We start from the raw sequence: 25,079 nt of genomic DNA, 5'->3' as shown, positions 1-25,079 counted from the left end.
CCTCAACCCCTTGAGTTGGCGGATTCCGCGTGGCTCATGTCCATGCCTTCCATACCTTCGTGTGCGCTGTGCTCACCTTCGGGTTGGGTCATGTCCATGCTCTTACCGTGAGCCATAAATTTGTTAATAACGTCTTTAAACAAATCGGGTTTCACGTTGGAGAAGTATTCCACCTGGTTGTATTCGCTTGGCGCAGCCACTTTCTCGAACGCAGCCATGTCGCTCATGGTGTTCGTGGACTGTTTAGCTTTAGCAACCCATTGGTCGAATTCGGCGCGGTCCTTTGTTGCGATAGCCTTGAACTTCATACCAGAGAAGCCTGGTCCGCTATAGCTTGCGGAGATACCATCATAAGTACCGACTTCGTTGGCGATCAGATGCAGTCGAGTCTGCATACCGGCCATGGCATAAATCTGGCTACCCAGACGCGGGATAAAGAAGGAATTCATCACGGAGTTGGATGTCACTTTGAACTCAACCGGAGTATTCGCCGGGAAGGCGATTTCATTCACGGTAGCGATACCCTGTTCCGGATAGATGAAGAACCATTTCCAGTCCATGGAAACCACTTCGATGGTAATGGGCTTCTCGTCATGCGCCAGCGGTTTGCTTGGCTCAAGAGCGTGAGTGGTTTTCCAGGTCAGTACGGCAAGGAAAATGATGATTAAGATAGGCACCGTCCAGACCACAGCTTCCACTTTATTGGAGTGTGACCAGTTCGGGCTGTACTTCGCATCTTTATTGCTTGCACGGTACTTCCAGGCAAAACCAACAGCCATCAAGATGGCAGGAATAACGACAATCAACATCAGGCCAAATGCCGTCAGTATCAGTGAACGTTGTTCCAGTCCAATCTGTCCTTTAGGGTCAAGCAGCGCAGAATTACAGCCACTGAGTAACGCAGTGCCTGCAATTAATGACAACCATCCCAAACTTTTATTGTATTTCCTGAGTCTCATTTAACGACCTCAATTCCACGGGACCGGGTGGCGTTTAAAGTGTGAGGGCATTTTACGGGAAGGTTACATTACTGTAAACATCCTTGGATCTGTGTTACTGGGTTCTGCCGCGCATGTCACATATGTTGCAATATATGTCGCTTTGACTTTAAGAACCTGTTGCAACATCACGTTATAACGAAAGCAGGCAGGCGGGGGACAGGCTGAGGGCAATTGGTATAACCAATACGAAAATAAAACAATTGTTTAACAATTGATTATCAATAAAAAGACAATTCGGGAACAAAAAATAAATCTGTAGTGGCTGAATCGAGTAAGGAAAATAAAATATATAAAAGGCGTCAATAATTTCCAAATTCTTTGGCGCACAAAATAACAAATATTATTTTTATCAATTGTTGTTTATTTAGCCGTTATAATTACGCAGGGTGATTACAACGGCTTATTAATACGGTTTTTTACGCCAGACGGTTTTTGCGCAGAGCCAGATAATCCAGCAATCCGCCAAAAATCACCCCGCAGACCGCGACCGCCACCGAGACTTCAAGCAGTTCCGGCAGGAAGGAGAAGTTGGTGTAATCCAGCGCGTTCATGGTTAACAGCAGCAGCCAAACCAGCAGCAGGCAGCAGCCCACTACCAACGTCATTAATGCCAGACTGTACGCTCCACGAAATTCCGTACGCGGAATAAAGCTTTCATTTTGCCAACTATGTTCCAGGGTCTGGCGACATACCAGCAGCAGTATGAGGCCGGGGATCGCGGCAAACACGGAGAACAGATAAAACGTCGGCCAGCCGTGTGCTTCGACAAACCAACCCGCTACCGGGCCAACGTAAACGCGACCAACAGCTGAAAGCGCGGAGAGCAGGGCGAACTGGGTCGCTGAGAAGGACTTATTGCACAGCGTCATTAGTAAAGCGACAAACGCCGCCGTGCCCATTCCGCCACACAGGTTTTCAAAGAAGACGGCGGCCGCCATACTGAACATGTGTTTGTCAGTGATGGACAATAGCCAGTAGCCTGCATTTGACGCCCCTTGCAGGATGCCAAATATCAGCAATGCGCGGAACAGCGAAAGGCGCTGCATCAGGATCCCGCCGTACAATGCACCAACGATGGTTGCCAGAAGCCCCAGCGTTTTATTCACCACGCCAACTTCACCCGCATCAAACCCAACGCCGCGGATCAAAAAGGTGGTGGTCAGGCTCATGGCGAAGGCATCCCCGAGCTTATACAACACAATAAGCAGCAGGATAAGCCAGGCGTTGTTACGACCAAAGAAGTCTCGCAGCGGAGCCGCAACCGCCTGTTCCAGCGTTTTAGGCACCGGAATGGTGTCAGTCGGTTCAGGTGCTAACAGGGTGGCGATGATACAAGGGATCAACAGCGCTGCCATCAGCCAGTACATCCCTTGCCAGCCCAGCCAGCGATCGGCCATCCACAGGGCCAGTCCGCCTGAAACCAGCATCCCTAATCGATAGCCCAGCACGCTGATAGCCGCGCCGGTGCCGCGCTCTTCTGCGGGCAACACGTCGGTTTTCCAGGCATCAAAGACGATATCCTGCGAGGCCGAGCAAAAAGCGATCACTACTGCGAGTGCGGCCATCCAGCGCAGCTGTGTGCCAGGCTCCAGAAAGCCCATCGCGGCGATAGAAATTAACAACAGCACCTGGGTCGCCAGCAGCCAGCCGCGACGTCGACCTAAAAACGGTGGCGTGTAACGGTCCATCAACGGGGACCAGAGAAACTTAAATACGTAGGCCTGACCTACCAGGGAAAAGAAACCGATGGTTTTAAGATCGATATTCTCGACCGTCATCCACGCCTGAAGCGTACCGGAGGTGAGTGCGAGCGGTAAACCGGAGGCGAACCCCAGAATAAGCAGGATAGCTGAGCGTGGTTGCTGAAAAATACGTAAGTAATGACTGGACATGGGCTTCTATAGGCCCGACGAACGCCGGGCCATATGGGCAGAAATTAACGCGCGTTCTGCTTGATGAAATCGTGAACGCTGGTGTCCTGAGACATATCAGCGATGGTGTCGGTCAGCACGCTGTTAACGGCGTCAGCGATATTTTTGTTAGAGGCCTGCAGTGCGCCTTCAACAGAATAGCTTGCGCGGTAGTTTTTGGTCATCTTGTTGCCGTTAGCAGCGGTCGCAATGATGGCGATATCTGCTTTGGTGGCAATGTTATAGCGCACGCTACCCTGAGACACGTCAGCGTACAGCTGGCTAACAATGATTTGCAGGTTTACAGCGCCGTTTGGTCCAATCATATAACCGCGTGCGGTCATCTGTTTTTCCAGTACTTCTTGCAGCAGGAAGCGCAGATCGCGGGACGCAGTCAGCGTAACCAGTTGGTTGTCGCGGGTGACTTTTGCCAGCGCTTGATCCTGACGCTGGTCGGCACCGTTGATGCTAACGGTCACGCCCATCAGGCTTGGGTCCTGCTGTGGCAGGGTAATTTTCGGGGAGACTTCAATAGTGGTCGGCGGCGTTGCGCATCCAGCTAACATGAACAGCGCGACAAACGGGACGAGGATTTTTTTAAACATGCCAGGGCTCTCAGCGAATCTAAATTGTATGGTTGGAGAAATTTCCCGCCATCATAACATCGCCAACGATGAGGGGAAGTAGGTAACGCATGTAAATTCATTGTGTTGTTCGTTTTATGATTTTGTGGAGACCATAAACGGACTTTTTGCAATAAATCGAAGTGAGGAATTAGTGAACTTCATCCATTTGGCTGAGAAAATCAGACAAGCGCTAATTTTTTGTTGCTAAGGTGTAATGAAAACGGTAAAAGCGGCTAGTATTTAAAGGGATGGGTGACATCTCAGCGTTGTCGGAGGAAAATTTCATGATGATTCGTGAGCAAATAGAAGAAAAATTAAGGGCAGCGTTCCAACCCGTGTTCCTCGAAGTTGTGGATGAAAGCTATCGTCACAATGTCCCGGCTGGTTCTGAAAGCCACTTTAAGGTTGTGCTGGTCAGCGATCGCTTTACAGGTGAACGTTTTCTTAATCGTCATCGGATGATTTACAGCACGTTAACGGCGGAGCTTTCCACAACCGTTCATGCCCTTGCTCTGCATACCTACACCATTAAGGAGTGGGAAGCGTTGCAGGATACGATTTTTGCATCGCCTCCGTGTCGTGGGGCGGGAAGCATCGCGTAAAAACGGATTTGCAACAACCGACGCTTTTCCAGTATGTTGCTACAGATTATGTGAAAACGGCCTGCGGGCCGTTTTGTTTTGTCTGAATTCTGAGTAGGTCGTCCAGTATTCAGACAAAAATTAGCCGGGAATTGTGAAAAAAGCCGCAGCAACGCGCAATAACCGTTCTCGACTCATAAAAGTGATGCCGCTATAATGCGCGTCTTATTTTTCGGAATGTCTTCGGGATGATTCTGACGACAGGGAATGTGATTGATTATGAGAACATCCCAGTTCCGCGAAGCCAACAACCTGTGCTTGCGGAGAAGAGTTGACCGAGCACTGTGATTTTTTGAGGTAACAAGATGCAAGTTTCAGTTGAAACCACTCAAGGCCTTGGCCGCCGTGTAACGATTACTATCGCTGCTGACAGCATCGAGACCGCTGTGAAAAGCGAGCTGGTCAACGTAGCGAAGAAAGTGCGTATTGACGGTTTCCGCAAAGGAAAAGTACCGATGAATGTTGTTGCTCAGCGTTATGGCGCGTCTGTTCGCCAGGACGTTCTGGGTGACCTGATGAGCCGCAACTTCGTTGACGCGATCATCAAAGAAAAAATCAATCCGGCTGGCGCACCGAACTACGTTCCGGGCGAATACAAACTGGGTGAAGATTTTACTTACGCGGTAGAGTTTGAAGTTTACCCGGAAGTTGAGCTGACTGGCCTGGAAGCAATCGAAGTTGAAAAACCGGTTGTTGAAGTTACCGACGCTGACGTTGACGTGATGCTGGATACCCTGCGCAAGCAGCAGGCTACCTGGAAAGACAAAGACGGCGCTGCTGATGCAGAAGACCGTGTAACCATCGACTTCACCGGTTCTGTAGACGGCGAAGAGTTCGAAGGCGGCAAAGCGTCTGACTTCGTACTGGCGATGGGCCAGGGTCGTATGATCCCGGGCTTTGAAGAAGGCGTTAAAGGCCACAAAGCTGGCGAAGAGTTCACTATCGACGTGACCTTCCCGGAAGAGTACCACGCTGAAAACCTGAAAGGTAAAGCTGCGAAGTTCGTTATCAACCTGAAGAAAGTTGAAGAACGTGAACTGCCGGAACTGACTGAAGAATTCATCAAACGTTTCGGCGTTGAAGATGGTTCCGTAGCGGGTCTGCGCGCTGAAGTCCGTAAAAACATGGAACGCGAGCTGAAAGGCGCTGTGCGTAACCGCGTTAAGTCTCAGGCGATCGAAGGTCTGGTGAAAGCTAACGACATCGACGTTCCGGCTGCGCTGATCGACAGCGAAATCGACGTTCTGCGTCGTCAGGCTGCACAGCGTTTCGGCGGTAACGAGAAACAAGCTCTGGAACTGCCGCGTGAACTGTTCGAAGAACAGGCTAAGCGTCGCGTAGTTGTTGGTCTGCTGCTGGGCGAAGTGATTCGCACCAACGAACTGAAAGCTGACGAAGATCGCGTTAAAGGCCTGATCGAAGAGATGGCTTCTGCTTACGAAGATCCGAAAGAAGTGGTTGAGTTCTACAGCAAAAATAAAGAGCTGATGGACAACATGCGTAACGTCGCTCTGGAAGAGCAGGCTGTTGAAGCCGTTCTGGCGAAAGCGAAAGTGACTGAAAAAGCCACTTCCTTCAACGAACTGATGAACCAGCAGGCGTAATTCGTCGCTTTTTAGCACGAATTTCATACGCAAGCCCGTCACCTTTTGGTGGCGGGTTTTTTTTTGTCACGCATTTTGCATGGGAAGAGTGCGAAAACAGCGTTTCAGTGTTAGCGTTACAACAAAAGATTGTTATGCTTGAATTATGGCGATGTCGTACCCATTACTGAGGGACTAGCTGATAATCCGTCCATAAGGTTACAATCAGCACAGCAGGTTTTTTCAAATTTTATCCAGGAGACGGAAATGTCATACAGCGGCGAACGAGATAACTTTGCACCCCATATGGCGCTGGTGCCGATGGTCATTGAACAGACCTCACGTGGTGAGCGCTCATTTGATATCTATTCTCGTCTACTTAAGGAACGCGTCATTTTTCTGACTGGCCAGGTCGAAGACCATATGGCTAACCTGATCGTGGCGCAGATGCTGTTCCTGGAAGCAGAAAACCCGGAAAAAGATATCTACCTGTATATTAACTCCCCTGGTGGGGTGATCACTGCCGGGATGTCTATCTATGACACCATGCAGTTTATTAAGCCAGACGTCAGCACCATTTGTATGGGCCAGGCGGCCTCAATGGGCGCGTTCCTGCTGACCGCCGGGGCGAAAGGTAAACGTTTTTGCCTGCCTAACTCTCGCGTCATGATCCACCAGCCTCTGGGCGGTTACCAGGGTCAGGCAACGGATATTGAAATTCATGCCCGTGAAATCCTGAAGGTAAAAGGGCGCATGAACGAACTTATGGCGCATCATACGGGTCAATCTCTTGAGCAGATTGAACGTGATACCGAGCGCGATCGCTTCCTCTCCGCTTCTGAAGCGGTGGAGTACGGTCTGGTCGACTCGATTTTGACCCATCGTAATTAATGCCCAGCGCGCAGGTGTGCCGCTATAATTACCTGGAGCGGCACAACGCTGACTAGCGTCTTGCGCCTGAGAATGGCATTTGCGTCGTCGTGTGCGGCACAAAGAACAAAGAAGAGGTTTTGACCCATGACAGATAAACGCAAAGATGGCTCGGGCAAATTGTTGTACTGCTCTTTTTGCGGCAAAAGCCAGCATGAAGTGCGTAAGCTGATTGCCGGACCATCCGTGTATATCTGCGACGAATGTGTTGATTTATGTAACGACATCATTCGCGAAGAGATTAAGGAAGTAGCACCGCACCGTGAACGCAGTGCGCTGCCGACGCCACATGAAATTCGCAACCACCTGGACGATTACGTTATCGGTCAGGAGCAGGCGAAGAAAGTGCTGGCGGTCGCGGTATACAACCATTACAAACGTCTGCGCAACGGCGACACCAGCAATGGCGTCGAGTTGGGCAAAAGTAACATCCTGCTGATTGGCCCGACGGGTTCTGGTAAAACGCTGTTGGCTGAAACGCTGGCGCGTCTGCTGGACGTTCCGTTCACAATGGCCGATGCCACCACGCTGACCGAAGCCGGTTATGTGGGTGAAGATGTTGAAAATATTATTCAGAAACTGTTGCAGAAGTGCGATTACGACGTGCAGAAAGCACAGCGTGGGATCGTCTATATCGATGAAATCGACAAGATTTCTCGTAAGTCTGACAACCCGTCCATTACCCGTGACGTTTCCGGCGAAGGTGTACAGCAGGCGCTGTTGAAACTGATCGAAGGTACGGTTGCCGCCGTTCCGCCGCAGGGTGGTCGTAAACATCCGCAGCAGGAATTCCTGCAGGTTGATACCTCCAAGATCCTGTTTATCTGCGGTGGTGCATTTGCCGGTCTGGATAAAGTGATTGCTAACCGTGTTGAAACTGGCTCCGGCATTGGTTTTGGCGCAACGGTAAAAGCACAGTCTGATAAAGCCAGCGAAGGTGAACTGCTGTCGCAGGTAGAACCGGAAGATCTGATTAAATTTGGTCTGATCCCTGAGTTCATCGGTCGTCTGCCGGTTGTGGCAACCCTGAGCGAACTGAGCGAAGAAGCGCTGATTCAGATCCTGAAAGAGCCGAAAAATGCCCTGACCAAGCAGTACCAGGCGTTGTTCAATCTTGAAGGTGTTGATCTGGAATTCCGCGAGGAAGCGCTGGATGCTATCGCCAGGAAAGCGATGATTCGTAAAACTGGTGCGCGTGGTCTGCGTTCTATCGTCGAAGCGGCGTTACTCGACACCATGTACGATCTTCCTTCTATGGAAGACGTTGAAAAAGTGGTGATCGACGAGTCGGTGATTGGCGGACAGAGCAAGCCGTTGCTGATTTACGGTAAGCCGGAAGCACAGCAGGCATCTGGCGAATAATTCATCAATTCATACAGACGTTTAACCAAAAAGGGGGGATTTTATCTCCCCTTTTATTTTTCCGTAAACATGGCGTTGAATGTGTGGGAATCATCCCCATATACTGACATACATGTTAAAGGTGGTGTGAAGCACAGTCGTACCACCTGATTACCTGGCGGAAACTAAACTAAGAGAGAGCTCTATGAATCCTGAGCGTTCTGAACGCATTGAAATCCCCGTATTGCCGTTGCGCGATGTGGTGGTTTATCCGCACATGGTCATACCCTTATTTGTAGGGCGGGAAAAATCTATCCGTTGTCTTGAAGCGGCTATGGACCATGATAAAAAAATCATGCTGGTCGCGCAGAAAGAAGCGTCAACGGATGAGCCGGGTGTAAACGATCTTTTCACCGTCGGGACCGTGGCCTCTATTTTGCAGATGCTGAAACTGCCTGACGGCACCGTAAAAGTGCTGGTCGAGGGGTTACAGCGCGCGCGTATTTCTGCGTTGTCAGACAACGGCGAGCATTTCTCTGCGAAAGCGGAGTACCTTGATTCGCCTGCTATTGATGAGCGTGAACAGGAAGTGCTGGTACGTACAGCTATCAGCCAGTTCGAAGGCTATATCAAGCTAAACAAAAAAATCCCACCAGAAGTGCTGACGTCGCTTAACAGCATTGACGATCCTGCACGTCTGGCGGACACCATCGCAGCGCACATGCCGCTGAAGCTGGCTGACAAACAGTCCGTGCTGGAGATGTCCGACGTGAATGAACGTCTGGAATATCTGATGGCGATGATGGAGTCAGAAATCGATCTGCTGCAGGTTGAGAAACGCATTCGCAACCGCGTGAAAAAGCAGATGGAGAAGTCCCAGCGTGAGTACTATCTGAACGAGCAGATGAAAGCTATTCAGAAAGAGCTCGGCGAGATGGACGATGCGCCGGATGAAAACGAAGCGCTGAAACGTAAGATCGACGCGGCGAAAATGCCGAAAGAGGCAAAAGAGAAAGCGGAAGCAGAGCTGCAGAAGCTGAAAATGATGTCTCCGATGTCGGCAGAAGCGACGGTCGTGCGTGGCTACATCGACTGGATGGTACAGGTGCCGTGGAATGCGCGTAGCAAGGTCAAAAAAGACCTGCGTCAGGCGCAGGAAATCCTCGATACCGACCATTACGGTCTGGAACGCGTCAAAGACCGTATCCTTGAGTATCTCGCGGTCCAAAGCCGTGTGAACAAAATCAAGGGGCCGATCCTGTGTCTGGTTGGGCCGCCGGGGGTAGGTAAAACCTCTCTGGGTCAGTCCATCGCCAAGGCGACAGGGCGTAAATACATCCGTATGGCGCTTGGCGGCGTGCGTGATGAGGCTGAAATTCGTGGTCACCGCCGGACCTATATCGGTTCGATGCCGGGCAAACTGATCCAGAAAATGGCCAAAGTGGGCGTTAAAAACCCGCTGTTCCTGCTTGATGAGATCGACAAAATGTCTTCTGACATGCGTGGCGATCCGGCTTCCGCACTGCTTGAGGTGCTGGATCCAGAGCAGAACGTGGCGTTCAGCGATCACTACCTGGAGGTGGACTACGATCTCAGCGACGTGATGTTCGTTGCGACGTCGAACTCCATGAACATTCCGGCACCGTTGCTGGATCGTATGGAAGTGATTCGTCTGTCTGGTTATACCGAAGACGAGAAGCTGAACATTGCGAAACGTCACCTGTTGCCAAAACAGATTGAGCGTAACGCGCTGAAAAAAGGTGAGCTGACGGTCGACGATAGCGCCATTGTAGGCATTATTCGTTACTACACCCGTGAAGCGGGCGTGCGTAGTCTGGAGCGCGAAATCTCCAAACTGTGCCGCAAAGCAGTTAAGCAGTTGTTGCTCGATAAATCACTGAAACACATCGAGATCAATGGCGATAACCTGCACGACTACCTGGGCGTACAGCGCTTTGACTATGGCCGTGCGGATAACGAAAACCGCGTGGGTCAGGTGACCGGTCTGGCGTGGACGGAAGTGGGCGGCGATCTGCTGACCATCGAAACCGCCTGCGTACCGGGTAAAGGTAAGCTGACCTACACCGGTTCTCTGGGTGAAGTCATGCAGGAATCCATTCAGGCTGCACTGACCGTGGTACGTGCGCGTGCGGAAAAACTGGGTATTAATCCGGATTTTTACGAAAAACGCGACATCCACGTTCACGTACCTGAAGGCGCGACGCCAAAAGATGGTCCAAGTGCGGGTATTGCCATGTGCACCGCGCTGGTCTCATGTCTGACCGGTAACCCGGTTCGTGCCGATGTGGCGATGACTGGCGAGATCACCCTGCGTGGTCAGGTTCTGCCTATTGGTGGTTTGAAAGAGAAACTGCTGGCGGCGCACCGCGGCGGCATTAAAACGGTCTTAATTCCAGACGAAAACAAACGTGACCTGGAAGAGATTCCGGACAACGTCATTGCCGATCTTAATATTCACCCGGTGAAACGTATTGAGGAAGTTCTGACTCTTGCGTTGCAAAATGAACCCTCTGGAATGCAGGTTGTGACGGCAAAATAGTGACCTCGCGCAAAGAGCATTAATAAAAACAGGGCTGGCAGGCCATTTCGGGCTTGCCAGCCTTTTTTTGTATAGCTAATTTAGATAACGGATTGGGCTTGCCATCATTATCGGGTGTTGTAAGGGCATGGCAGGCCTGATATAACTGCTGCGCGGTCGCACTTTGAAGGATTCTGGTGCGATATATATTATAAAGAGGAAGAGAAGAGTGAATAAATCTCAACTGATCGACAAAATTGCTGCAGGGGCTGATATCTCTAAAGCTGCGGCTGGACGTGCGTTAGATGCAATTATTGCTTCTGTTACCGAATCCCTGAAAGAAGGTGATGACGTAGCACTGGTAGGTTTTGGTACTTTTGCCGTTAAAGAGCGTGCTGCCCGTACTGGTCGCAACCCGCAAACAGGTAAAGAGATCACCATCGCCGCGGCTAAAGTACCGGGCTTCCGTGCAGGTAAAGCACTGAAAGACGCGGTAAACTAAGTGATTTCCCCTTTGGGGATGTGACTAAGTACAAGGGCGCATCAACCGATGTGCCTTTTTTATTTCTGATTCCGGTACTTTCTATGCGTTGTGGGCTGACAATTGCCCCTGTTTCTTGTCACAATAGGCCTTTGTGCGCAGCGTTCAGGAAACGCTATGCTGCGTGAAGCATATATACTCAAAATCCTTGCCGCCGTTGTTGTGTCAACGCGCAGACGGCCTGAAGGATAACGCGTATAGTCATCTACAGCGGAGTGTGGTTACACCATGATGGACAGCTTACGCACGGCTGCTAACAGTCTCGTGCTCAAGATTATTTTCGGTATCATTATCGTGTCGTTCATTTTGACCGGCGTGAGTGGTTACCTGATTGGCGGGGGCAATAACTACGCCGCTAAAGTGAATGGCCAGGAGATCAGCCGCGGGCAGTTCGAGAATGCGTTCAACAGCGAACGTAACCGCATGCAGCAACAGCTGGGCGATCAATATTCTGAGCTGGCGGCGAACGAAGGTTATATGAAAACGCTGCGTCAGCAGGTGCTGAATCGTCTTGTGGACGAAGCGCTGCTGGATCAGTACTCCCGTGAGCTTAAGCTCAACATTAGCGACGATCAGATTAAGCAGGCTATTTTCGCCACACCGGCTTTCCAGGTTGACGGCAAATTTGATAACAACCGCTACAACGCGATTGTGAATCAGATGGGAATGACCGCAGATCAGTACGCTCAGGCATTGCGTAACCAGCTCACCACGCAACAGTTGATCAACGGCGTTGCCGGGACCGACTTTATGCTGAAGGGTGAAACGGACGAACTGGCTGCACTGGTTGCACAGCAGCGGATCGTGCGCGAGGCGACGATTGACGTTAACGCACTGGCCGCGAAGCAATCTGTTACCGAGCAGGAAGTTGCCAGCTACTACGAGCAGAATAAAAACAACTTTATGACGCCGGAACAGTTCCGTGTGAGCTATATCAAGCTGGACGCTGCAGCAATGCAGGAAACCGCCAGCGATGCTGATATTCAGTCTTATTATGACCAGCATCAGGATCAGTTCACTCAGCCGCAGCGTAACCGCTATAGCATCATCCAGACCAAAACGGAAGATGAAGCAAAAGCGGTACTGGACGAGCTGAATAAAGGCGGTGACTTTGCTGCGCTGGCGAAAGAAAAATCTGCTGATATCATCTCTGCCCGTAACGGCGGTGATATGGGTTGGCTGGAAGATTCCACCACCCCGGATGAGCTGAAAAATGCCGGTCTGAAAGAAAAAGGCCAACTGTCTGGCGTAATTAAGTCTTCCGTTGGTTTCCTCGTGGCGCGTCTTGATGACGTACAGCCTGCACAGGTTAAACCGCTGAGCGAAGCTCGCGACGACATTGCGGCGAAAGTGAAGCAGGAAAAAGCGCTGGATGCCTACTATGCGCTGCAGCAGAAAGTCAGCGATGCGGCCAGCAACGATAACGAATCTCTGGCGGGTGCAGAGCAGGCAGCAGGTATGAAAGCGGTTGAAACGGGCTGGTTTAGCCGTGACAGCCTGCCGGAAGAACTGAATTTCAAACCAGTCGCTGACATCATTTTCAATGGTGGTCTGGTTGGCGAGAACGGAACGCCTGGCAGTAACTCCGATATCATCACCGTGGATGGCGATCGCGCGTTCGTGCTGCGTATTAGCGAACACAAAGCAGAAGCCGTGAAGCCACTGGCTGAAGTGAAAGAGCAGGTAACTGCGCTCGTTAAGCACAATAAAGCAGAGCAGCAGGCGAAGCTTGATGCCGATAAACTGCTGGCGGATCTGAAAGCCGGTAAAGGCGATGAAGCGCTGAAAGCGGCGGGTCTGAGCTTTGGCGAGGCGAAAACGCTGAGCCGTACGGGTCAGGATCCGTTGAGTCAGGCTGCCTTTGGTCTGAGCCTGCCGGCAAAAGACAAGCCGAGCTACGGTGTTGCGAACGATATGCAGGGTAACGTTGTACTGTTGGCGCTGGACGAGGTGAAAGCCGGTTCTATGCCTGAAGCGCAGAAGAAAGCGATGGTTCAGGGGATCACTCAGAACAACGCGCAGATTGTCTTCGAAGCGCTGATGAGCAACCTGCGTAAAGCGGCCAAAATTAAAATCGGGGATGCGCTGGAACAGCAGCAATAACCGAGTCCGCTCGCAAAAAATTGCAAAAGTTTGTATCTACAAAAGGCCGCTTTCGCGGCCTTTTCCATTTTTGATATTTGCCGTTTGTCTGCTGTTCTGCACCTCGCTATCGTGATTCCACTGTTAACAAACAAGGAGAAAACAGTATGAAACATGGAATCAAAGCCCTGCTTATCACTCTTTCATTGACCTGCGCTGGTATGGCCCAAACTGCATTGGCGGCTGAGGCTGTCGCCAAAAGCCAGGCGACTCAAACCAAAGCGGAAAACTCAGGGGCGGCACAAAGCAAAGCCACACAGCCCGCTAAAGCAAGCGACGATGAAGGCACCAGGGTAAGCATCAACAGCGCTTCCGCGGAGGATTTAGCGCGAGTCATGAATGGCGTCGGTCTGAAGAAAGCGCAGGCGATTGTGAGCTATCGTGAGGAGTACGGACCGTTTAAAACGGTGGAGGACTTAAAGCAGGTACCGGGTATGGGCAGTTCGCTGGTGGAGCGTAACCTGGCAGTTTTAACACTTTAATAACTTGCACAGCGCTGAAAATTTGCCAGACTGTAGAGGTCATACCAGTTATGGCCTCACTACCCTGAAAACACTCCTATAAAAAACGTAAGGTTTCTGCGCTATGCAAACACAAATCAAAGTCCGTGGTTTTCATCTTGATGTCTATCAGCACGTCAACAACGCCCGCTACCTCGAGTTTCTGGAAGAAGCGCGCTGGGCTGGTCTGGAAAACAGCGACAGCTTTCAATGGATGACCGCGCACAATATCGCGTTTGTGGTCGTGAATATCAATATTAACTACCGCCGCCCTGCGGTGCTAAGTGACCTGCTGACCATCACCAGTCAGGTGCAACAGCTAAATGGCAAAAGCGGCGTGCTAAACCAGACAATTACCCTGGAGCCGGAAGGACAGGTGGTGGCAGACGCATTGATTACCTTTGTCTGTATTGATTTGAAAACGCAAAAAGCGCTGCCGCTGGAAGGGGAGTTACGCGAAAAACTGGAGCAGATGGTGCAGTAGCTCAACGTTGCCTGATAGCGCTTCGCTTATCAGGCCTACGGGCGATATTGACTATGGTGAATATCGCCAGGCCGGACAAGGCGTTTACGTCGCCATCCGGCACTATTCGCACTATTATTTCAGGCCAGTTTTCTGCTTCATTGCTGCCATCACCGCCGGTTTATCCGCCAGATAATGGTTCAGGCCGTTGGCGCGCAGATTACAGGCCGCACAGTGACCGCAACCGTCACCTTTGATGCCGTTATAGCAGGTCAGCGTTTCTTCACGTACCAGATCCAGCTTGCCCCAGTAGTCGGCCAGCGCCCAGGTTTCGGCTTTATCAATCCACATCAGCGGGGTTTCAAAGCGGATATCTTTCGCCATACCCAGGCTTACGGCATGGTTCAGCGCTTTGACGAACTCATCGCGGCAGTCCGGGTATCCAGAGAAATCCGTTTCGCACACGCCGGTAATGACCGCCTCTGCCTGCACCTGGTACGCGTAAATTGCTGCCAGCGTTAAGAACAGAATATTGCGTCCTGGCACAAAGGTATTGGGAATGCCGTTCGCATCCGGTTCGTAATCGGGTACCGGAATATTATCGCGGGTCAGGCTGCTGACAGCCAGTTCACTGAGCAGCGTGACATCAAGCACTTTGTGCGCGCGTGCGCCAAGTTTTAAGGCCAGGTCACGTGCGACATCAATCTCAGCGCGATGGCGCTGACCATAATCAAAGGTCACGCAGTGCACTTCATCATACTGATGCAGCGCTTGCGCCAGACAAGTCGTGGAGTCCTGACCTCCACTGAATACAACAACGGCACGTTTCATGGCTTTTCCTGACAAAATAACGAAGCCCTTATGGTAGCGCCTGGGCGTGTCGCCGACCAGCTTCTTCACGATGAAGGGGGCGGTAACCAGGCCTCGGTGAACTCAAACCAGCCACGCGGATTCAAACGTACGCCGTTCACGCCCGGCGGCGCGCTGATGCGATAGTGATAATTGAACAGCGGCGTCAGGGTTGCGTCATGCATCAGCGTGGCGAAAACCTGCTGTAAAGCTGCATGACGATCGTCCTCATCGGCCTGAATTTGCAAGGCATCCAGCGTGGTCTGCAGATGAGTATATGCGGGTGCATTCAGAACGTGTGACCATAGCTGATCGCAACGTAACCACTGTTCGAGGGTATACTCGGGGGCTTCGCCAATCAGCCTGTCGCCCATCATCAGATCGGCCTGGGCTAAAGGATGGTCGCCATCCCAGTTTTTAGCATTATGAAAAATAAGCGTTAATTCACAGCCCAGTTTTGCCAGGGCCTGGCGAAGCTGTTCAGCCATGGCGTGCAGTTCTACCGGCAGGTGGTAAGCCAACGTCAGTTTTTCTGGTAGCGCTACTTCGTTCAGTTCATCCCATTGTGGGATCGTCCATCCTGGCAGCAGGGCATTGCTGGGAGTAATGAGGTTTTCATCCACCTCAAGCGTCTGTAGCAGCGAAGAGCGGTGGATAATATTGACCAGTCGACGGGCCTGTTGCGTATTCAGGCGCGCGCTTTTTCTGAGCGTAAGATAGCAAAAACCGAGGCTGATCCCGCTGCTTACCTGGCTTAGCATGGGAAGTTCCTCTGGTTTACCTATCGCAATTTGTACCGGATGGCGACAGCTGGTGCCCAAATCCTGGGAGAAAAGCTGTGGGGTTATCCAGTATTCAATGGCTTTCAATAGCGGATGACTCAGATGGTAGTGGTCGTGACTCTCGATACGCACCAGCTCAGGAGTAAACAGCGTCAACCGGAACGGGCCAGTACCCACAAACGGGTGCTCAGGATGCGCCAGGTGACTGCTGTAGCTCGCCAGACGGTGCGCCAGCCAGAAGTCGGGACGATGCAGAATAAAGGTCAGACACTGGGGATGCGTTACCTCAATGCGTTTTACGCTGATAAACAGCTTATTCAGCGCAGGTAACTCTAACAGCTTCAGCAACTGTTGATGTAGCTGCGTGCTGCTTACCGTATCGCCGTTATGCCAATGCAGGGTGGAACGAATATAGAAATCCCAGCGCAGGCCGTCAGCGGAGATATTCCAGTGGTGGGCTAAGTCTCCACAGGGACGTTGCGTAGTGCTGTCAAAACGTGTCAGGCCAGAGAATACCTGTCCGGCAAGGTGCTGCTCCGCACGACCGGGGAGAAATCCAGGGTGCAAAGGTTCGAGCTGGCGATAATAGGGGATACGCAGGGTTGGCGTATCATTTTGCCATTGCCCGCCCATAAACGGCTGCAGCAGGGTTCTTAATTCCCCGGGGGCCAGTTGAGCCAGTTCCAGTACGCTGAGCTGTTCACCCTTTTGCAGTGCCTGCTCCATCATCGTGTTGCGCAGCGAGTCTGGGGTGACCAAAAAACGTAATGCTCCGCGTTTCCCGCGTCCGGACTGAGCGTGCCACTCCAGCCAGCCAGCATCCTGTGCTTGCTTCAGCAGGGTTCGCACGTGGCGCTCGCTGCAAAAACAGCGTTCAGCCAGTTCCCCGACGGTCACCGACTGCGGTTCGCCGTTCGAAGGCTGCCACAGGCGTTGGTACTGGTTCAGGCGATTCAACAATCTCATATACACTTCATCCTTCAAGCTGCCTCTTTGTTGGCTGCGTTTATTCACCCCAGTCACATACTGAAATGTATGCTCCTGGGCGTTCATTCACTTGCCGCCTTGATGCAACTTGAATGATTTTCTGTAATAAACCCGGAACAATTCATTTTATCTATTCACTATTACTTCCGTATATCTCAGGTGATACTGAATCACAAGTTAACCGCGTCACAGTGTGGAGAAAGAAATGGCTCGTCTGGCTGCATTTGATATGGATGGCACCCTTTTGATGCCGAATCACCATTTAGGTGACGAAACGCTTTCAACGCTGGCGCGCTTGCGTGAACGCGATATCACTCTGACATTTGCCACTGGCCGCCATGTGCTGGAAATGCGCCACATTTTGGGTTCTATCTCACTGGACGCCTTTTTGATCACCGGTAACGGCACGCGCATTCACTCTCTTGAGGGCGATGTGTTGCACCGTCAGGATCTGGATCCGCATGTTGCGGATATCGTGTTACATCAGAAATGGGATACCACCGCCAGCATGCATGTCTTTAATGACAACGGTTGGTTTACCGGACAAGAGATCCCCTCGCTGCTACAGGCGCATGTGTATAGCGGATTTCGCTACCAGATCGTCGATGTGAAACGTATTCCGGCTCATCAGGTAACGAAGGTCTGTTTTTGCGGCGATCATGAGTCGCTGATCCAATTGCGCATTCAACTGAATGAAGCGTTGGGAGAGCAGGCGAATCTCTGTTTCTCCGCGGTTGATTGCCTCGAGGTGTTGCCGCTGGGCTGTAACAAAGGATCTGCGCTGGCGGTGTTGAGTGACCACTTAGGGTATTCAATGGCCGAGTGTATGGCGTTTGGCGATGCCATGAACGATCGCGAAATGTTAGGCAGCGTAGGGCGCGGCCTGATTATGGGTAACGCGATGCCGCAACTGATGGCTGCACTACCTCATTTATCGGTGATTGGGCATTGCCGTAATCAGGCGGTATCACACTTTTTGACGCATTGGCTGGACAATCCGCATCTACCTTATTCCCCCGAATGAGAGATCCCTTCCAGCAAGCCAGACTTCGCGTCTGGCTTTTTTTTTGTCTGCTCAGTGTGTATTCAGCAACTGGGCAAGTTCCGCTTTCCACGGCGTTAAATCGCCTATGTGCGCGTCAACCCATTGCGGGTTGTAGTAGGTTTCCAGATAGCGTTCGCCGCTGTCGCACAGCAGCGTCACCAGTGAACCGGTTTCTCCGGCGTTGCGCATGCGCGCGGCAAGTTGCAGCGCTCCCCACATGTTGGTGCCGGTTGAGGCGCCGACTTTACGACCCAACTGTGTTTCCAGCCAGTGCGCGGTAGCCACGCTGGCGGCATCCGGCACGCGCAGCATTTCATCAACGACGTCAGGAATGAAAGACGGTTCGACACGCGGGCGGCCGATGCCTTCGATTTTGCTGCCGACCGGGCTGCGCAATGTCGCATCGCGATCCTGCCAGAAGGGCAGAAAAACCGAATTCTCCGGGTCCACCACCATCAGACGAGTGTCGTAGCCCTGACAGCGAATATAGCGACCAATGGTTGCTGAGGTGCCGCCGGTTCCTGCGCTCATCACGATATGGCGAGGCACGGGGTTGGGTTCACACTGCATCTGGCGGAAGATACTGTCGGCAATATTGTTGTTACCACGCCAGTCGGTGGCGCGTTCAGCATAGGTGAACTGGTCCATATAATGCCCGTTCAGTTCACGTGCCAGCTGCTCAGAAGCCGCATAAATTTCGCAGGCGCTTTCCACGAAGTGGCAGCGGCCGCCATAAAATTCAATTTGTTCAATTTTGCGTTTTGCCGTACAGGAAGGCATGACAGCAATAAACGGCAGCCCTAACAGTCGAGCGAAATAAGCCTCAGATACCGCCGTTGAACCGGACGATGATTCAATGATGGTGGTGCCTTCTTTGATCCAGCCATTACACAGTCCGTAGAGAAACAGTGAACGTGCCAGGCGATGTTTCAGGCTACCGGTTGGATGCGTGCTCTCATCTTTCAAATAGAGCTGAATACCCGGAAACGCCGGAAGCGACAGGCGAATAAGATGCGTATCGGCAGAACGCTGGTAATCCGCATTAATTTCATTGATGGCGTTTTTAACCCAGGAGCTATTCATCATTAATATCCATTTGTCATTTTGTGCCCAGAATAGCGAAAAGCACGGAAAAAATTGTTGCCATTTAGCCTTTAAAATAGAATGTAAGGAGAAAATTCTTCTCTGTGGAGTGGATATGTTAGACAAAATTGACCGTAAGCTGCTTGGCCTACTGCAACAAGACTGCACCCTTTCTTTGCAGGCGTTAGCCGATGCCGTTAATCTGACGACCACCCCCTGCTGGAAACGGCTCAAGCGGCTTGAGGATGACGGCATTCTGCTGGGCAAGGTTGCTCTGCTGGATCCGGAAAAACTGGGGCTGGGTTTAACCGCGTTTGTGCTGATTAAAACCCAGCATCATAGCAGCGAGTGGTACTGCCGCTTTGTCACCGAAGTGACCGGGATGCCGGAGGTGCTGGGGTTCTGGCGTATGGCAGGGGAGTATGATTACCTGATGCGGGTGCAGGTCGCTGATATGAAAAGCTACGATGAATTTTATAAGCGCCTGGTGAACAGCGTACCGGGCCTGTCTGACGTCACCTCCAGCTTTGCCATGGAACAGATTAAATACACAACTGCTCTCCCTATTGAATAATTCTCCCGGTGCTTATTGCCGGAAATTTTGTCAGGACATAACGCGTGCGATTATTTGCTCAATTAAGCTGGTACTTCCGCCGGGAGTGGCGTCGCTACCTCGGGGCGGTGGCCTTGCTTATCATCATCGCTATTCTTCAGCTTATCCCGCCAAAAGTGGTGGGGATCATTGTGGATGGCGTAACGACACAACGCTTCACTACCGAGCGGCTGCTGATGTGGGTGGGAACCATTGCATTGATCGCCGTGGTGGTTTATTTACTGCGCTATGTCTGGCGCGTGCTGCTGTTTGGCGCATCCTACCAACTGGCAGTTGAACTACGCGAAGACTATTACCGCCAGTTGAGCCGCCAGCATCCTGAATTTTATCTGCGTCATCGCACCGGCGATCTGATGGCGCGTGCAACTAACGATGTTGATCGGGTGGTGTTTGCGGCTGGCGAAGGTGTATTGACGCTGGTGGACTCGCTGGTCATGGGGTGCGCGGTGTTGATCGTGATGTCTACGCAAATCAGTTGGGAGCTGACGCTTATCGCGCTACTCCCAATGCCGGTGATGGCGATAATGATCAAACGTTACGGTGATCGACTCCATAACCGCTTTAAGGTTGCGCAAGCAGCGTTCTCCAGCCTTAACGATCGTACTCAGGAAAGCCTGACCAGTATCCGTATGATTAAGGCTTTTGGTCTGGAAGACCGACAGTCGGCGCTATTTGCCGCAGATGCTAAAGATACCGGCAAGAAAAACTTACGGGTCGCCCGCATTGACGCCCGTTTTGACCCCACGATTTATATCGCCATTGGTATGGCTAACCTGCTGGCTATCGCCGGGGGAAGCTGGATGGTGGTTCATGGCTCTCTGACCCTTGGTCAGTTAACCAGTTTTATGATGTATCTCGGGCTGATGATTTGGCCGATGCTGGCACTGGCATGGATGTTTAACATTGTTGAGCGAGGCAGCGCCGCGTATAGCCGTATTCGCGCCATGCTGGCTGAAGCGCCGGTAGTGGATGACGGCACAGAACCCGTGCCGGAAGGACGCGGCGAGCTGGCGGTGGCAATTCGCGAATTTCGCTACCCGCAAACGACTCATCCGGTGCTGGAGAATGTGAATTTCCAGCTTAAGCCAGGGCAGATGCTGGGTATTTGTGGCCCGACCGGCGCGGGTAAAAGTACGGTGTTGTCGCTGATCCAGCGTCATTTTGATATCACTGAGGGCGATGTGCGCTTTCATGATATCCCGTTAACTCGCTTGCAACTTGATAGCTGGCGTAGCCGTCTGGCAGTGGTCAGCCAGACACCTTTCTTGTTCTCGGATACGGTCGCCAACAACATAGCGCTTGGACGCCCACAGGCCACACAGGAAGAGATCGAACATGTTGCACGTCTGGCCAGCGTGCATGAGGATATTTTACGTCTTCCGCAAGGCTATGACACCGAAGTGGGTGAACGCGGGGTGATGCTGTCCGGTGGACAAAAACAGCGTATTTCTATCGCTCGTGCGCTGCTGCTGAATGCTGAAATCCTGATTCTGGATGATGCGTTATCGGCGGTAGATGGTCGTACCGAGCATCAGATCTTGCATAACCTGCGTCAGTGGGGCGAAGGCAGAACCGTGATTATCAGCGCCCACCGTTTATCGGCTCTGACGGAAGCCAATGAAATTATCGTGATGCAGCACGGACATATTGCTCAGCGTGGCGAACATGATGCGCTGGTGCAGCAACCCGGCTGGTATCGTGATATGTACCGTTATCAGCAACTGGAAGCGGCGCTGTCTGATGCGCCAGAAGTAAACGAGGAGGCGGCTAATGCGTAGTTTTGGGCAGCTATGGCCGACCCTGAAAAGACTGCTGGCGTACGGCTCTCCGTGGCGAAAACAGCTGGCAATTGCGGTGGTCATGCTATGGGTGGCGGCAGCGGCGGAGGTGAGTGGTCCGCTGCTCATCAGCTATTTTATCGACAACATGGTGGCGAAAAACAATCTGCCGCTGGCGATGGTGGCTGGGCTGGTGGCGGCATATGTCGGTCTGCAACTGTTGGCGGCGGGCCTGCATTACGCGCAGTCATTACTCTTTAACCAGGCGGCCGTTGGTGTGGTGCAGCAGTTACGTACCGATGTGATGGATGCCGCGCTACGTCAGCCGCTCAGTGCTTTCGATACTCAGCCAGTCGGGCAGCTTATCTCACGTGTGACCAATGACACCGAAGTGATCCGTGACCTGTATGTGACGGTGGTCGCGACGGTACTGCGCAGCGCCGCCTTAATCGGTGCCATGCTGGTGGCGATGTTCAGCCTTGAGTGGCGTATGGCGCTGGTGGCGATGGCCATTTTCCCGGCGGTGATGGTGGTGATGGTGATTTATCAGCGCTACAGCACCCCCATTGTGCGTCGGGTGCGCGCTTATCTGGCGGATATTAACGATGGCTTTAACGAAGTCATCAACGGCATGAGCGTTATCCAACAGTTCCGCCAGCAGGCGCGCTTTGGTGAGCGAATGGGCGAAGCCAGCCGCTCGCACTATATGGCGCGTATGCAGACTCTGCGCCTGGATGGCTTTTTGTTGCGTCCGCTGCTGAGCCTTTTCTCGGCGCTGATCCTCTGCGGTTTGCTGATGCTGTTTAGCTTTACGTCCGGCACGTCCATTGAGGTCGGGGTGCTGTATGCGTTTATCAGCTATCTGGGGCGTTTGAACGAGCCATTGATCGAGCTGACGACCCAGCAATCAATGCTGCAACAGGCGGTGGTAGCTGGTGAACGGGTATTTGAACTGATGGATGGCCCACGCCAGCGTTATGGTGAGGATATCCACCCCCTGAAAAGCGGTGACATTGAGGTTGATAACGTCTCTTTTGCCTATCGTGATGATAATCTGGTGCTGCAAAACATCAGCCTGTCCGTGCCATCGCGCAGTTTTGTGGCGTTGGTCGGGCATACCGGTAGCGGCAAGAGCACGCTCGCCAGTCTGCTGATGGGGTACTACCCGCTGACGCAGGGGGAAATCCGTCTGGACGGACGACCGCTGTCTTCACTGAGCCACAGTGTGTTACGCCAGGGCGTGGCGATGGTGCAACAGGATCCGGTGGTGATGGCGGATACCTTCCTGGTAAACGTCACGCTGGGTCGTGATATCTCAGAAGAACGGGTGTGGCAGGCGCTGGAAACCGTACAGCTGGCCGAGCTGGCGCGGGGTCTGAGCGAGGGTATTCATACCCGACTGGGCGAGCAGGGCAATAATCTATCAGTTGGGCAGAAACAGCTGCTGGCGCTGGCGCGCGTGCTGGTCGAAACGCCGCAGGTGCTGATTTTGGACGAAGCGACGGCCAGCATTGACTCCGGTACTGAACAGGCTATTCAGCAGGCGTTGGCAGCGGTGCGTGAGCACACCACGCTGGTGGTGATTGCGCATCGGTTATCCACTATTGTCGATGCGGATACCATTCTGGTACTGCACCGGGGACAGGCCGTTGAACGCGGCACGCACCAGCAACTGCTTGCCGCACAGGGCCGCTACTGGCAAATGTATCAACTGCAGTTGGCGGGCGAAGAGCTGGCGGCTAGCGTAAACGAAGATTCGGCAATCGCCTGATGGCGCTGCGTTTCTCAGGCCTACAGCCAGTGTGGTTTTGTAGGCCTGAGAAAGCGTTTTCGCCGCCATCCGGCAATCAACAATCTGGTGCAAAAATGTAACGCACTATGCACCGTTATAGTGCATTTTTTCTTTTTCTCTCCTGGCCGTACCCCGTGCGGCTGAATCATCCCGCGTTTTTCATTCCTGGCACATCCCTTGCAATATTCATTTGGTGTATCTGCAGCCACTACTGAATTCTGACTGGAGGGGATCTATGAAGCTGGTTACCGTGGTAATCAAACCGTTCAAACTGGAAGACGTCCGTGAAGCATTGTCGTCTATTGGTATTCAGGGGCTGACCGTCACCGAAGTGAAGGGGTTTGGCCGACAAAAAGGTCATGCCGAGTTGTACCGGGGAGCTGAATACAGCGTCAACTTCTTACCCAAAGTGAAGATTGATGTGGCAATTGCTGATGACCAACTGGATGGCGTAATTGATGTCATCAGTAAGGCCGCCTACACCGGAAAAATTGGCGACGGCAAAATTTTCGTCGCCGAGCTGCAACGCGTGATTCGTATTCGTACCGGCGAAGCCGACGAAGCCGCACTGTAACGTCTGGCACACAGTGATAGGAAACCAAAAAATGAAGATAGCGACGATGAAAACGGGTATTGCTTCACTGGCGCTGCTGCCGGGTCTGGCGATGGCGGCACCGGCGGTTGCGGATAAAGCAGATAACGCTTTTATGATGATCTGTACCGCGCTGGTGCTGTTTATGACCATCCCAGGCATTGCGCTGTTCTATGGCGGTTTGATTCGCGGTAAGAACGTGTTGTCGATGCTGACCCAGGTGACGGTGACATTCGCTCTGGTTTGTATTTTATGGGTGGTTTATGGCTACTCACTGGCCTTTGGCGAAGGAAATAATTTCTTCGGTAACTTCAACTGGGTCATGCTGAAGAATATTGCACTGACGGCGGTCACGGGGAGCTTCTACCAGTACATTCATGTTGCTTTTCAGGGGTCTTTCGCTTGCATTACCGTTGGGCTTATTGTCGGTGCACTGGCTGAGCGCATTCGGTTCTCTGCGGTGCTGATTTTTGTGGTGGTGTGGCTGACGCTGTCCTACATCCCTATTGCACACATGGTCTGGGGCGGCGGTTTGCTGGCTACTCACGGTGCGCTGGATTTTGCTGGCGGTACGGTAGTACATATCAACGCTGCGATTGCCGGCCTGGTTGGGGCTTATCTGATTGGTAAACGCGTCGGTTTTGGCAAAGAAGCGTTTAAGCCACATAACCTGCCAATGGTCTTTACCGGCACGGCTATTCTCTATATCGGTTGGTTTGGCTTTAACGCTGGCTCCGCGGGTATGGCGAATGAAATTGCTGCGCTGGCCTTCGTCAATACCGTTGTTGCAACCGCGGCCGCCATTCTCGGCTGGATCTTCGGTGAATGGGCGCTGCGTGGCAAACCGTCCCTGCTGGGCGCGTGTTCTGGCGCCATTGCCGGTCTGGTAGGCGTGACACCTGCCTGTGGCTATATCGGTGTCGGCGGCGCGCTGATTATCGGTGTCGCTGCGGGGCTGGCTGGCCTGTGGGGCGTAACCATGCTGAAGCGCTTTCTGCGCGTTGATGACCCGTGTGATGTCTTCGGTGTTCACGGTGTGTGCGGCATTGTCGGCTGCATCCTGACCGGCGTTTTCGCGGCCAGCTCTCTGGGCGGCGTAGGCTTTGCCGAAGGCGTTACCATGGGGCATCAGTTGCTGGTACAACTGGAAAGCGTGGCGATCACCATTGTCTGGTCCGGTGTGGTGGCTTTCATTGGCTATAAGCTGGCGGACATGACGGTGGGGCTGCGTGTACCGGAAGAGCAGGAGCGCGAAGGTCTGGATGTGAACAGCCACGGCGAGAATGCTTACAACGCCTGATGTTTCAATCTGCCGGATGGCAACGCTTTTGCGTCACCATC

General features: G+C 52.4%; 21 protein-coding genes. 15 read left to right on the top strand and 6 right to left on the bottom strand.

What is annotated here, in order from left to right; translation table 11 throughout:
- Nucleotides 1-2: 2 nt before the first annotated feature.
- The 3 genes from cyoA to G8S19_RS16915 form a co-directional block, all read right to left on the bottom strand.
- Complete coding sequence (cyoA, locus tag G8S19_RS16925) at nucleotides 3-959, bottom strand: cytochrome o ubiquinol oxidase subunit II (protein WP_253685572.1); 957 nt, start codon at nucleotides 957-959, stop codon at nucleotides 3-5.
- Between the two features lie 458 nt (nucleotides 960-1,417).
- On the bottom strand, nucleotides 1,418-2,893 hold the full coding sequence (ampG, locus tag G8S19_RS16920; protein WP_003021615.1) for a muropeptide MFS transporter AmpG: 1,476 nt from the start codon (nucleotides 2,891-2,893) through the stop codon (nucleotides 1,418-1,420).
- A 44-nt stretch (nucleotides 2,894-2,937) separates the two neighbouring features.
- Nucleotides 2,938-3,516 carry a lipoprotein gene (locus G8S19_RS16915; protein WP_016152050.1) on the bottom strand — a complete coding sequence of 193 codons (579 nt, stop codon included), beginning with the start codon at nucleotides 3,514-3,516 and terminating at the stop codon, nucleotides 2,938-2,940.
- 305 nt (nucleotides 3,517-3,821) lie between these two features.
- Here G8S19_RS16915 and bolA point away from each other — a divergent pair, with 305 nt between their 5' ends.
- The 9 genes from bolA to G8S19_RS16870 all read left to right on the top strand — a co-directional run bounded on the left by bolA (nucleotide 3,822) and on the right by G8S19_RS16870 (nucleotide 14,238).
- Nucleotides 3,822-4,139, top strand: coding sequence for a transcriptional regulator BolA (gene bolA / locus G8S19_RS16910; RefSeq protein WP_040232707.1), 318 nt, complete (start codon nucleotides 3,822-3,824; stop codon nucleotides 4,137-4,139).
- Nucleotides 4,140-4,483: 344 nt separating this feature from the next.
- A complete protein-coding gene (tig, locus tag G8S19_RS16905) occupies nucleotides 4,484-5,782 on the top strand; it encodes a trigger factor (protein ID WP_003021622.1) in 1,299 nt (432 codons plus the stop codon).
- Nucleotides 5,783-6,028: 246 nt separating this feature from the next.
- On the top strand, nucleotides 6,029-6,652 hold the full coding sequence (gene clpP, locus G8S19_RS16900) for an ATP-dependent Clp endopeptidase proteolytic subunit ClpP (RefSeq protein WP_003021624.1): 624 nt from the start codon (nucleotides 6,029-6,031) through the stop codon (nucleotides 6,650-6,652).
- Nucleotides 6,653-6,778: 126 nt separating this feature from the next.
- Nucleotides 6,779-8,053: an ATP-dependent protease ATP-binding subunit ClpX gene (clpX, locus tag G8S19_RS16895; RefSeq protein WP_040232704.1), complete on the top strand. Its 1,275-nt coding sequence runs from the start codon at nucleotides 6,779-6,781 to the stop codon at nucleotides 8,051-8,053.
- Between the two features lie 184 nt (nucleotides 8,054-8,237).
- Nucleotides 8,238-10,592, top strand: coding sequence for an endopeptidase La (gene lon / locus G8S19_RS16890; protein ID WP_003831014.1), 2,355 nt, complete (start codon nucleotides 8,238-8,240; stop codon nucleotides 10,590-10,592).
- Nucleotides 10,593-10,800: 208 nt separating this feature from the next.
- Nucleotides 10,801-11,073, top strand: a complete 273-nt coding sequence (hupB, locus tag G8S19_RS16885) for a nucleoid-associated protein HU-beta (protein WP_003021629.1) — start codon at nucleotides 10,801-10,803, stop codon at nucleotides 11,071-11,073.
- A gap of 267 nt (nucleotides 11,074-11,340) precedes the next feature.
- Complete coding sequence (gene ppiD, locus G8S19_RS16880) at nucleotides 11,341-13,215, top strand: peptidylprolyl isomerase (protein ID WP_124021505.1); 1,875 nt, start codon at nucleotides 11,341-11,343, stop codon at nucleotides 13,213-13,215.
- A gap of 146 nt (nucleotides 13,216-13,361) precedes the next feature.
- Nucleotides 13,362-13,736 (top strand): helix-hairpin-helix domain-containing protein, encoded by a 375-nt coding sequence (locus tag G8S19_RS16875; RefSeq protein ID WP_048212425.1) that lies wholly within the window; start codon nucleotides 13,362-13,364, stop codon nucleotides 13,734-13,736.
- Nucleotides 13,737-13,839: 103 nt separating this feature from the next.
- On the top strand, nucleotides 13,840-14,238 hold the full coding sequence (locus G8S19_RS16870; protein ID WP_124021506.1) for a YbgC/FadM family acyl-CoA thioesterase: 399 nt from the start codon (nucleotides 13,840-13,842) through the stop codon (nucleotides 14,236-14,238).
- 114 nt (nucleotides 14,239-14,352) lie between these two features.
- On the opposite strand, the gene queC is transcribed toward G8S19_RS16870, so the two are convergent.
- Together queC and G8S19_RS16860 are read right to left on the bottom strand one after the other, a co-directional pair.
- On the bottom strand, nucleotides 14,353-15,048 hold the full coding sequence (queC, locus tag G8S19_RS16865; protein WP_003021638.1) for a 7-cyano-7-deazaguanine synthase QueC: 696 nt from the start codon (nucleotides 15,046-15,048) through the stop codon (nucleotides 14,353-14,355).
- A gap of 65 nt (nucleotides 15,049-15,113) precedes the next feature.
- Nucleotides 15,114-16,814 carry an SgrR family transcriptional regulator gene (locus G8S19_RS16860; protein WP_124021507.1) on the bottom strand — a complete coding sequence of 567 codons (1,701 nt, stop codon included), beginning with the start codon at nucleotides 16,812-16,814 and terminating at the stop codon, nucleotides 15,114-15,116.
- A gap of 226 nt (nucleotides 16,815-17,040) precedes the next feature.
- Here G8S19_RS16860 and cof point away from each other — a divergent pair, with 226 nt between their 5' ends.
- A complete protein-coding gene (gene cof, locus G8S19_RS16855; RefSeq protein WP_124021508.1) occupies nucleotides 17,041-17,859 on the top strand; it encodes an HMP-PP phosphatase in 819 nt (272 codons plus the stop codon).
- A gap of 51 nt (nucleotides 17,860-17,910) precedes the next feature.
- Here the strand turns inward: cof and G8S19_RS16850 are convergent, their stop codons facing one another.
- Nucleotides 17,911-18,966, bottom strand: coding sequence for a PLP-dependent cysteine synthase family protein (locus G8S19_RS16850; protein WP_124021509.1), 1,056 nt, complete (start codon nucleotides 18,964-18,966; stop codon nucleotides 17,911-17,913).
- A gap of 112 nt (nucleotides 18,967-19,078) precedes the next feature.
- On the opposite strand from G8S19_RS16850, the gene decR reads away from it, so the two are divergent.
- From decR to amtB, 5 genes are all read left to right on the top strand, one after another.
- Complete coding sequence (gene decR / locus G8S19_RS16845; protein ID WP_167469992.1) at nucleotides 19,079-19,537, top strand: DNA-binding transcriptional regulator DecR; 459 nt, start codon at nucleotides 19,079-19,081, stop codon at nucleotides 19,535-19,537.
- A 44-nt stretch (nucleotides 19,538-19,581) separates the two neighbouring features.
- Entirely contained in the window at nucleotides 19,582-21,354 is a 1,773-nt protein-coding gene (locus G8S19_RS16840) for a SmdA family multidrug ABC transporter permease/ATP-binding protein (protein WP_199984879.1), read from the top strand.
- Nucleotides 21,347-23,125, top strand: a complete 1,779-nt coding sequence (locus G8S19_RS16835) for a SmdB family multidrug efflux ABC transporter permease/ATP-binding protein (protein WP_124021512.1) — start codon at nucleotides 21,347-21,349, stop codon at nucleotides 23,123-23,125. Before G8S19_RS16840 ends, G8S19_RS16835 begins: the two co-directional genes overlap by 8 nt.
- Before the next feature lie 256 nt (nucleotides 23,126-23,381).
- Nucleotides 23,382-23,720 carry a P-II family nitrogen regulator gene (gene glnK, locus G8S19_RS16830; RefSeq protein ID WP_003021657.1) on the top strand — a complete coding sequence of 113 codons (339 nt, stop codon included), beginning with the start codon at nucleotides 23,382-23,384 and terminating at the stop codon, nucleotides 23,718-23,720.
- A gap of 31 nt (nucleotides 23,721-23,751) precedes the next feature.
- Nucleotides 23,752-25,038, top strand: coding sequence for an ammonium transporter AmtB (amtB, locus tag G8S19_RS16825; protein WP_048212419.1), 1,287 nt, complete (start codon nucleotides 23,752-23,754; stop codon nucleotides 25,036-25,038).
- Nucleotides 25,039-25,079: the final 41 nt, after the last annotated feature.

It is taken from the genome of Citrobacter sp. SX206 (assembly GCF_024181025.1).
Taxonomy (GTDB): domain Bacteria; phylum Pseudomonadota; class Gammaproteobacteria; order Enterobacterales; family Enterobacteriaceae; genus Citrobacter; species Citrobacter youngae.
This window is presented reverse-complemented; position numbering and strand designations above follow the sequence as displayed.

Bases quoted from the DNA above. Each gene is read 5' to 3' on its own strand.
- glnK (WP_003021657.1), top strand. From the start codon at position 23,382: ATGAAGCTGGTTACCGTGGTAATCAAACCGTTCAAACTGGAAGACGTC.
- G8S19_RS16915 (WP_016152050.1), bottom strand. From the start codon at position 3,516: ATGTTTAAAAAAATCCTCGTCCCGTTTGTCGCGCTGTTCATGTTAGCT.
- clpX (WP_040232704.1), top strand. From the start codon at position 6,779: ATGACAGATAAACGCAAAGATGGCTCGGGCAAATTGTTGTACTGCTCT.
- G8S19_RS16870 (WP_124021506.1), top strand. From the start codon at position 13,840: ATGCAAACACAAATCAAAGTCCGTGGTTTTCATCTTGATGTCTATCAG.
- G8S19_RS16850 (WP_124021509.1), bottom strand. From the start codon at position 18,966: ATGATGAATAGCTCCTGGGTTAAAAACGCCATCAATGAAATTAATGCG.
- cyoA (WP_253685572.1), bottom strand. From the start codon at position 959: ATGAGACTCAGGAAATACAATAAAAGTTTGGGATGGTTGTCATTAATT.
- tig (WP_003021622.1), top strand. From the start codon at position 4,484: ATGCAAGTTTCAGTTGAAACCACTCAAGGCCTTGGCCGCCGTGTAACG.
- G8S19_RS16835 (WP_124021512.1), top strand. From the start codon at position 21,347: ATGCGTAGTTTTGGGCAGCTATGGCCGACCCTGAAAAGACTGCTGGCG.
- G8S19_RS16860 (WP_124021507.1), bottom strand. From the start codon at position 16,814: ATGAGATTGTTGAATCGCCTGAACCAGTACCAACGCCTGTGGCAGCCT.
- decR (WP_167469992.1), top strand. From the start codon at position 19,079: ATGTTAGACAAAATTGACCGTAAGCTGCTTGGCCTACTGCAACAAGAC.
- amtB (WP_048212419.1), top strand. From the start codon at position 23,752: ATGAAGATAGCGACGATGAAAACGGGTATTGCTTCACTGGCGCTGCTG.
- clpP (WP_003021624.1), top strand. From the start codon at position 6,029: ATGTCATACAGCGGCGAACGAGATAACTTTGCACCCCATATGGCGCTG.
- queC (WP_003021638.1), bottom strand. From the start codon at position 15,048: ATGAAACGTGCCGTTGTTGTATTCAGTGGAGGTCAGGACTCCACGACT.
- ampG (WP_003021615.1), bottom strand. From the start codon at position 2,893: ATGTCCAGTCATTACTTACGTATTTTTCAGCAACCACGCTCAGCTATC.
- lon (WP_003831014.1), top strand. From the start codon at position 8,238: ATGAATCCTGAGCGTTCTGAACGCATTGAAATCCCCGTATTGCCGTTG.
- ppiD (WP_124021505.1), top strand. From the start codon at position 11,341: ATGATGGACAGCTTACGCACGGCTGCTAACAGTCTCGTGCTCAAGATT.
- bolA (WP_040232707.1), top strand. From the start codon at position 3,822: ATGATGATTCGTGAGCAAATAGAAGAAAAATTAAGGGCAGCGTTCCAA.
- cof (WP_124021508.1), top strand. From the start codon at position 17,041: ATGGCTCGTCTGGCTGCATTTGATATGGATGGCACCCTTTTGATGCCG.
- G8S19_RS16875 (WP_048212425.1), top strand. From the start codon at position 13,362: ATGAAACATGGAATCAAAGCCCTGCTTATCACTCTTTCATTGACCTGC.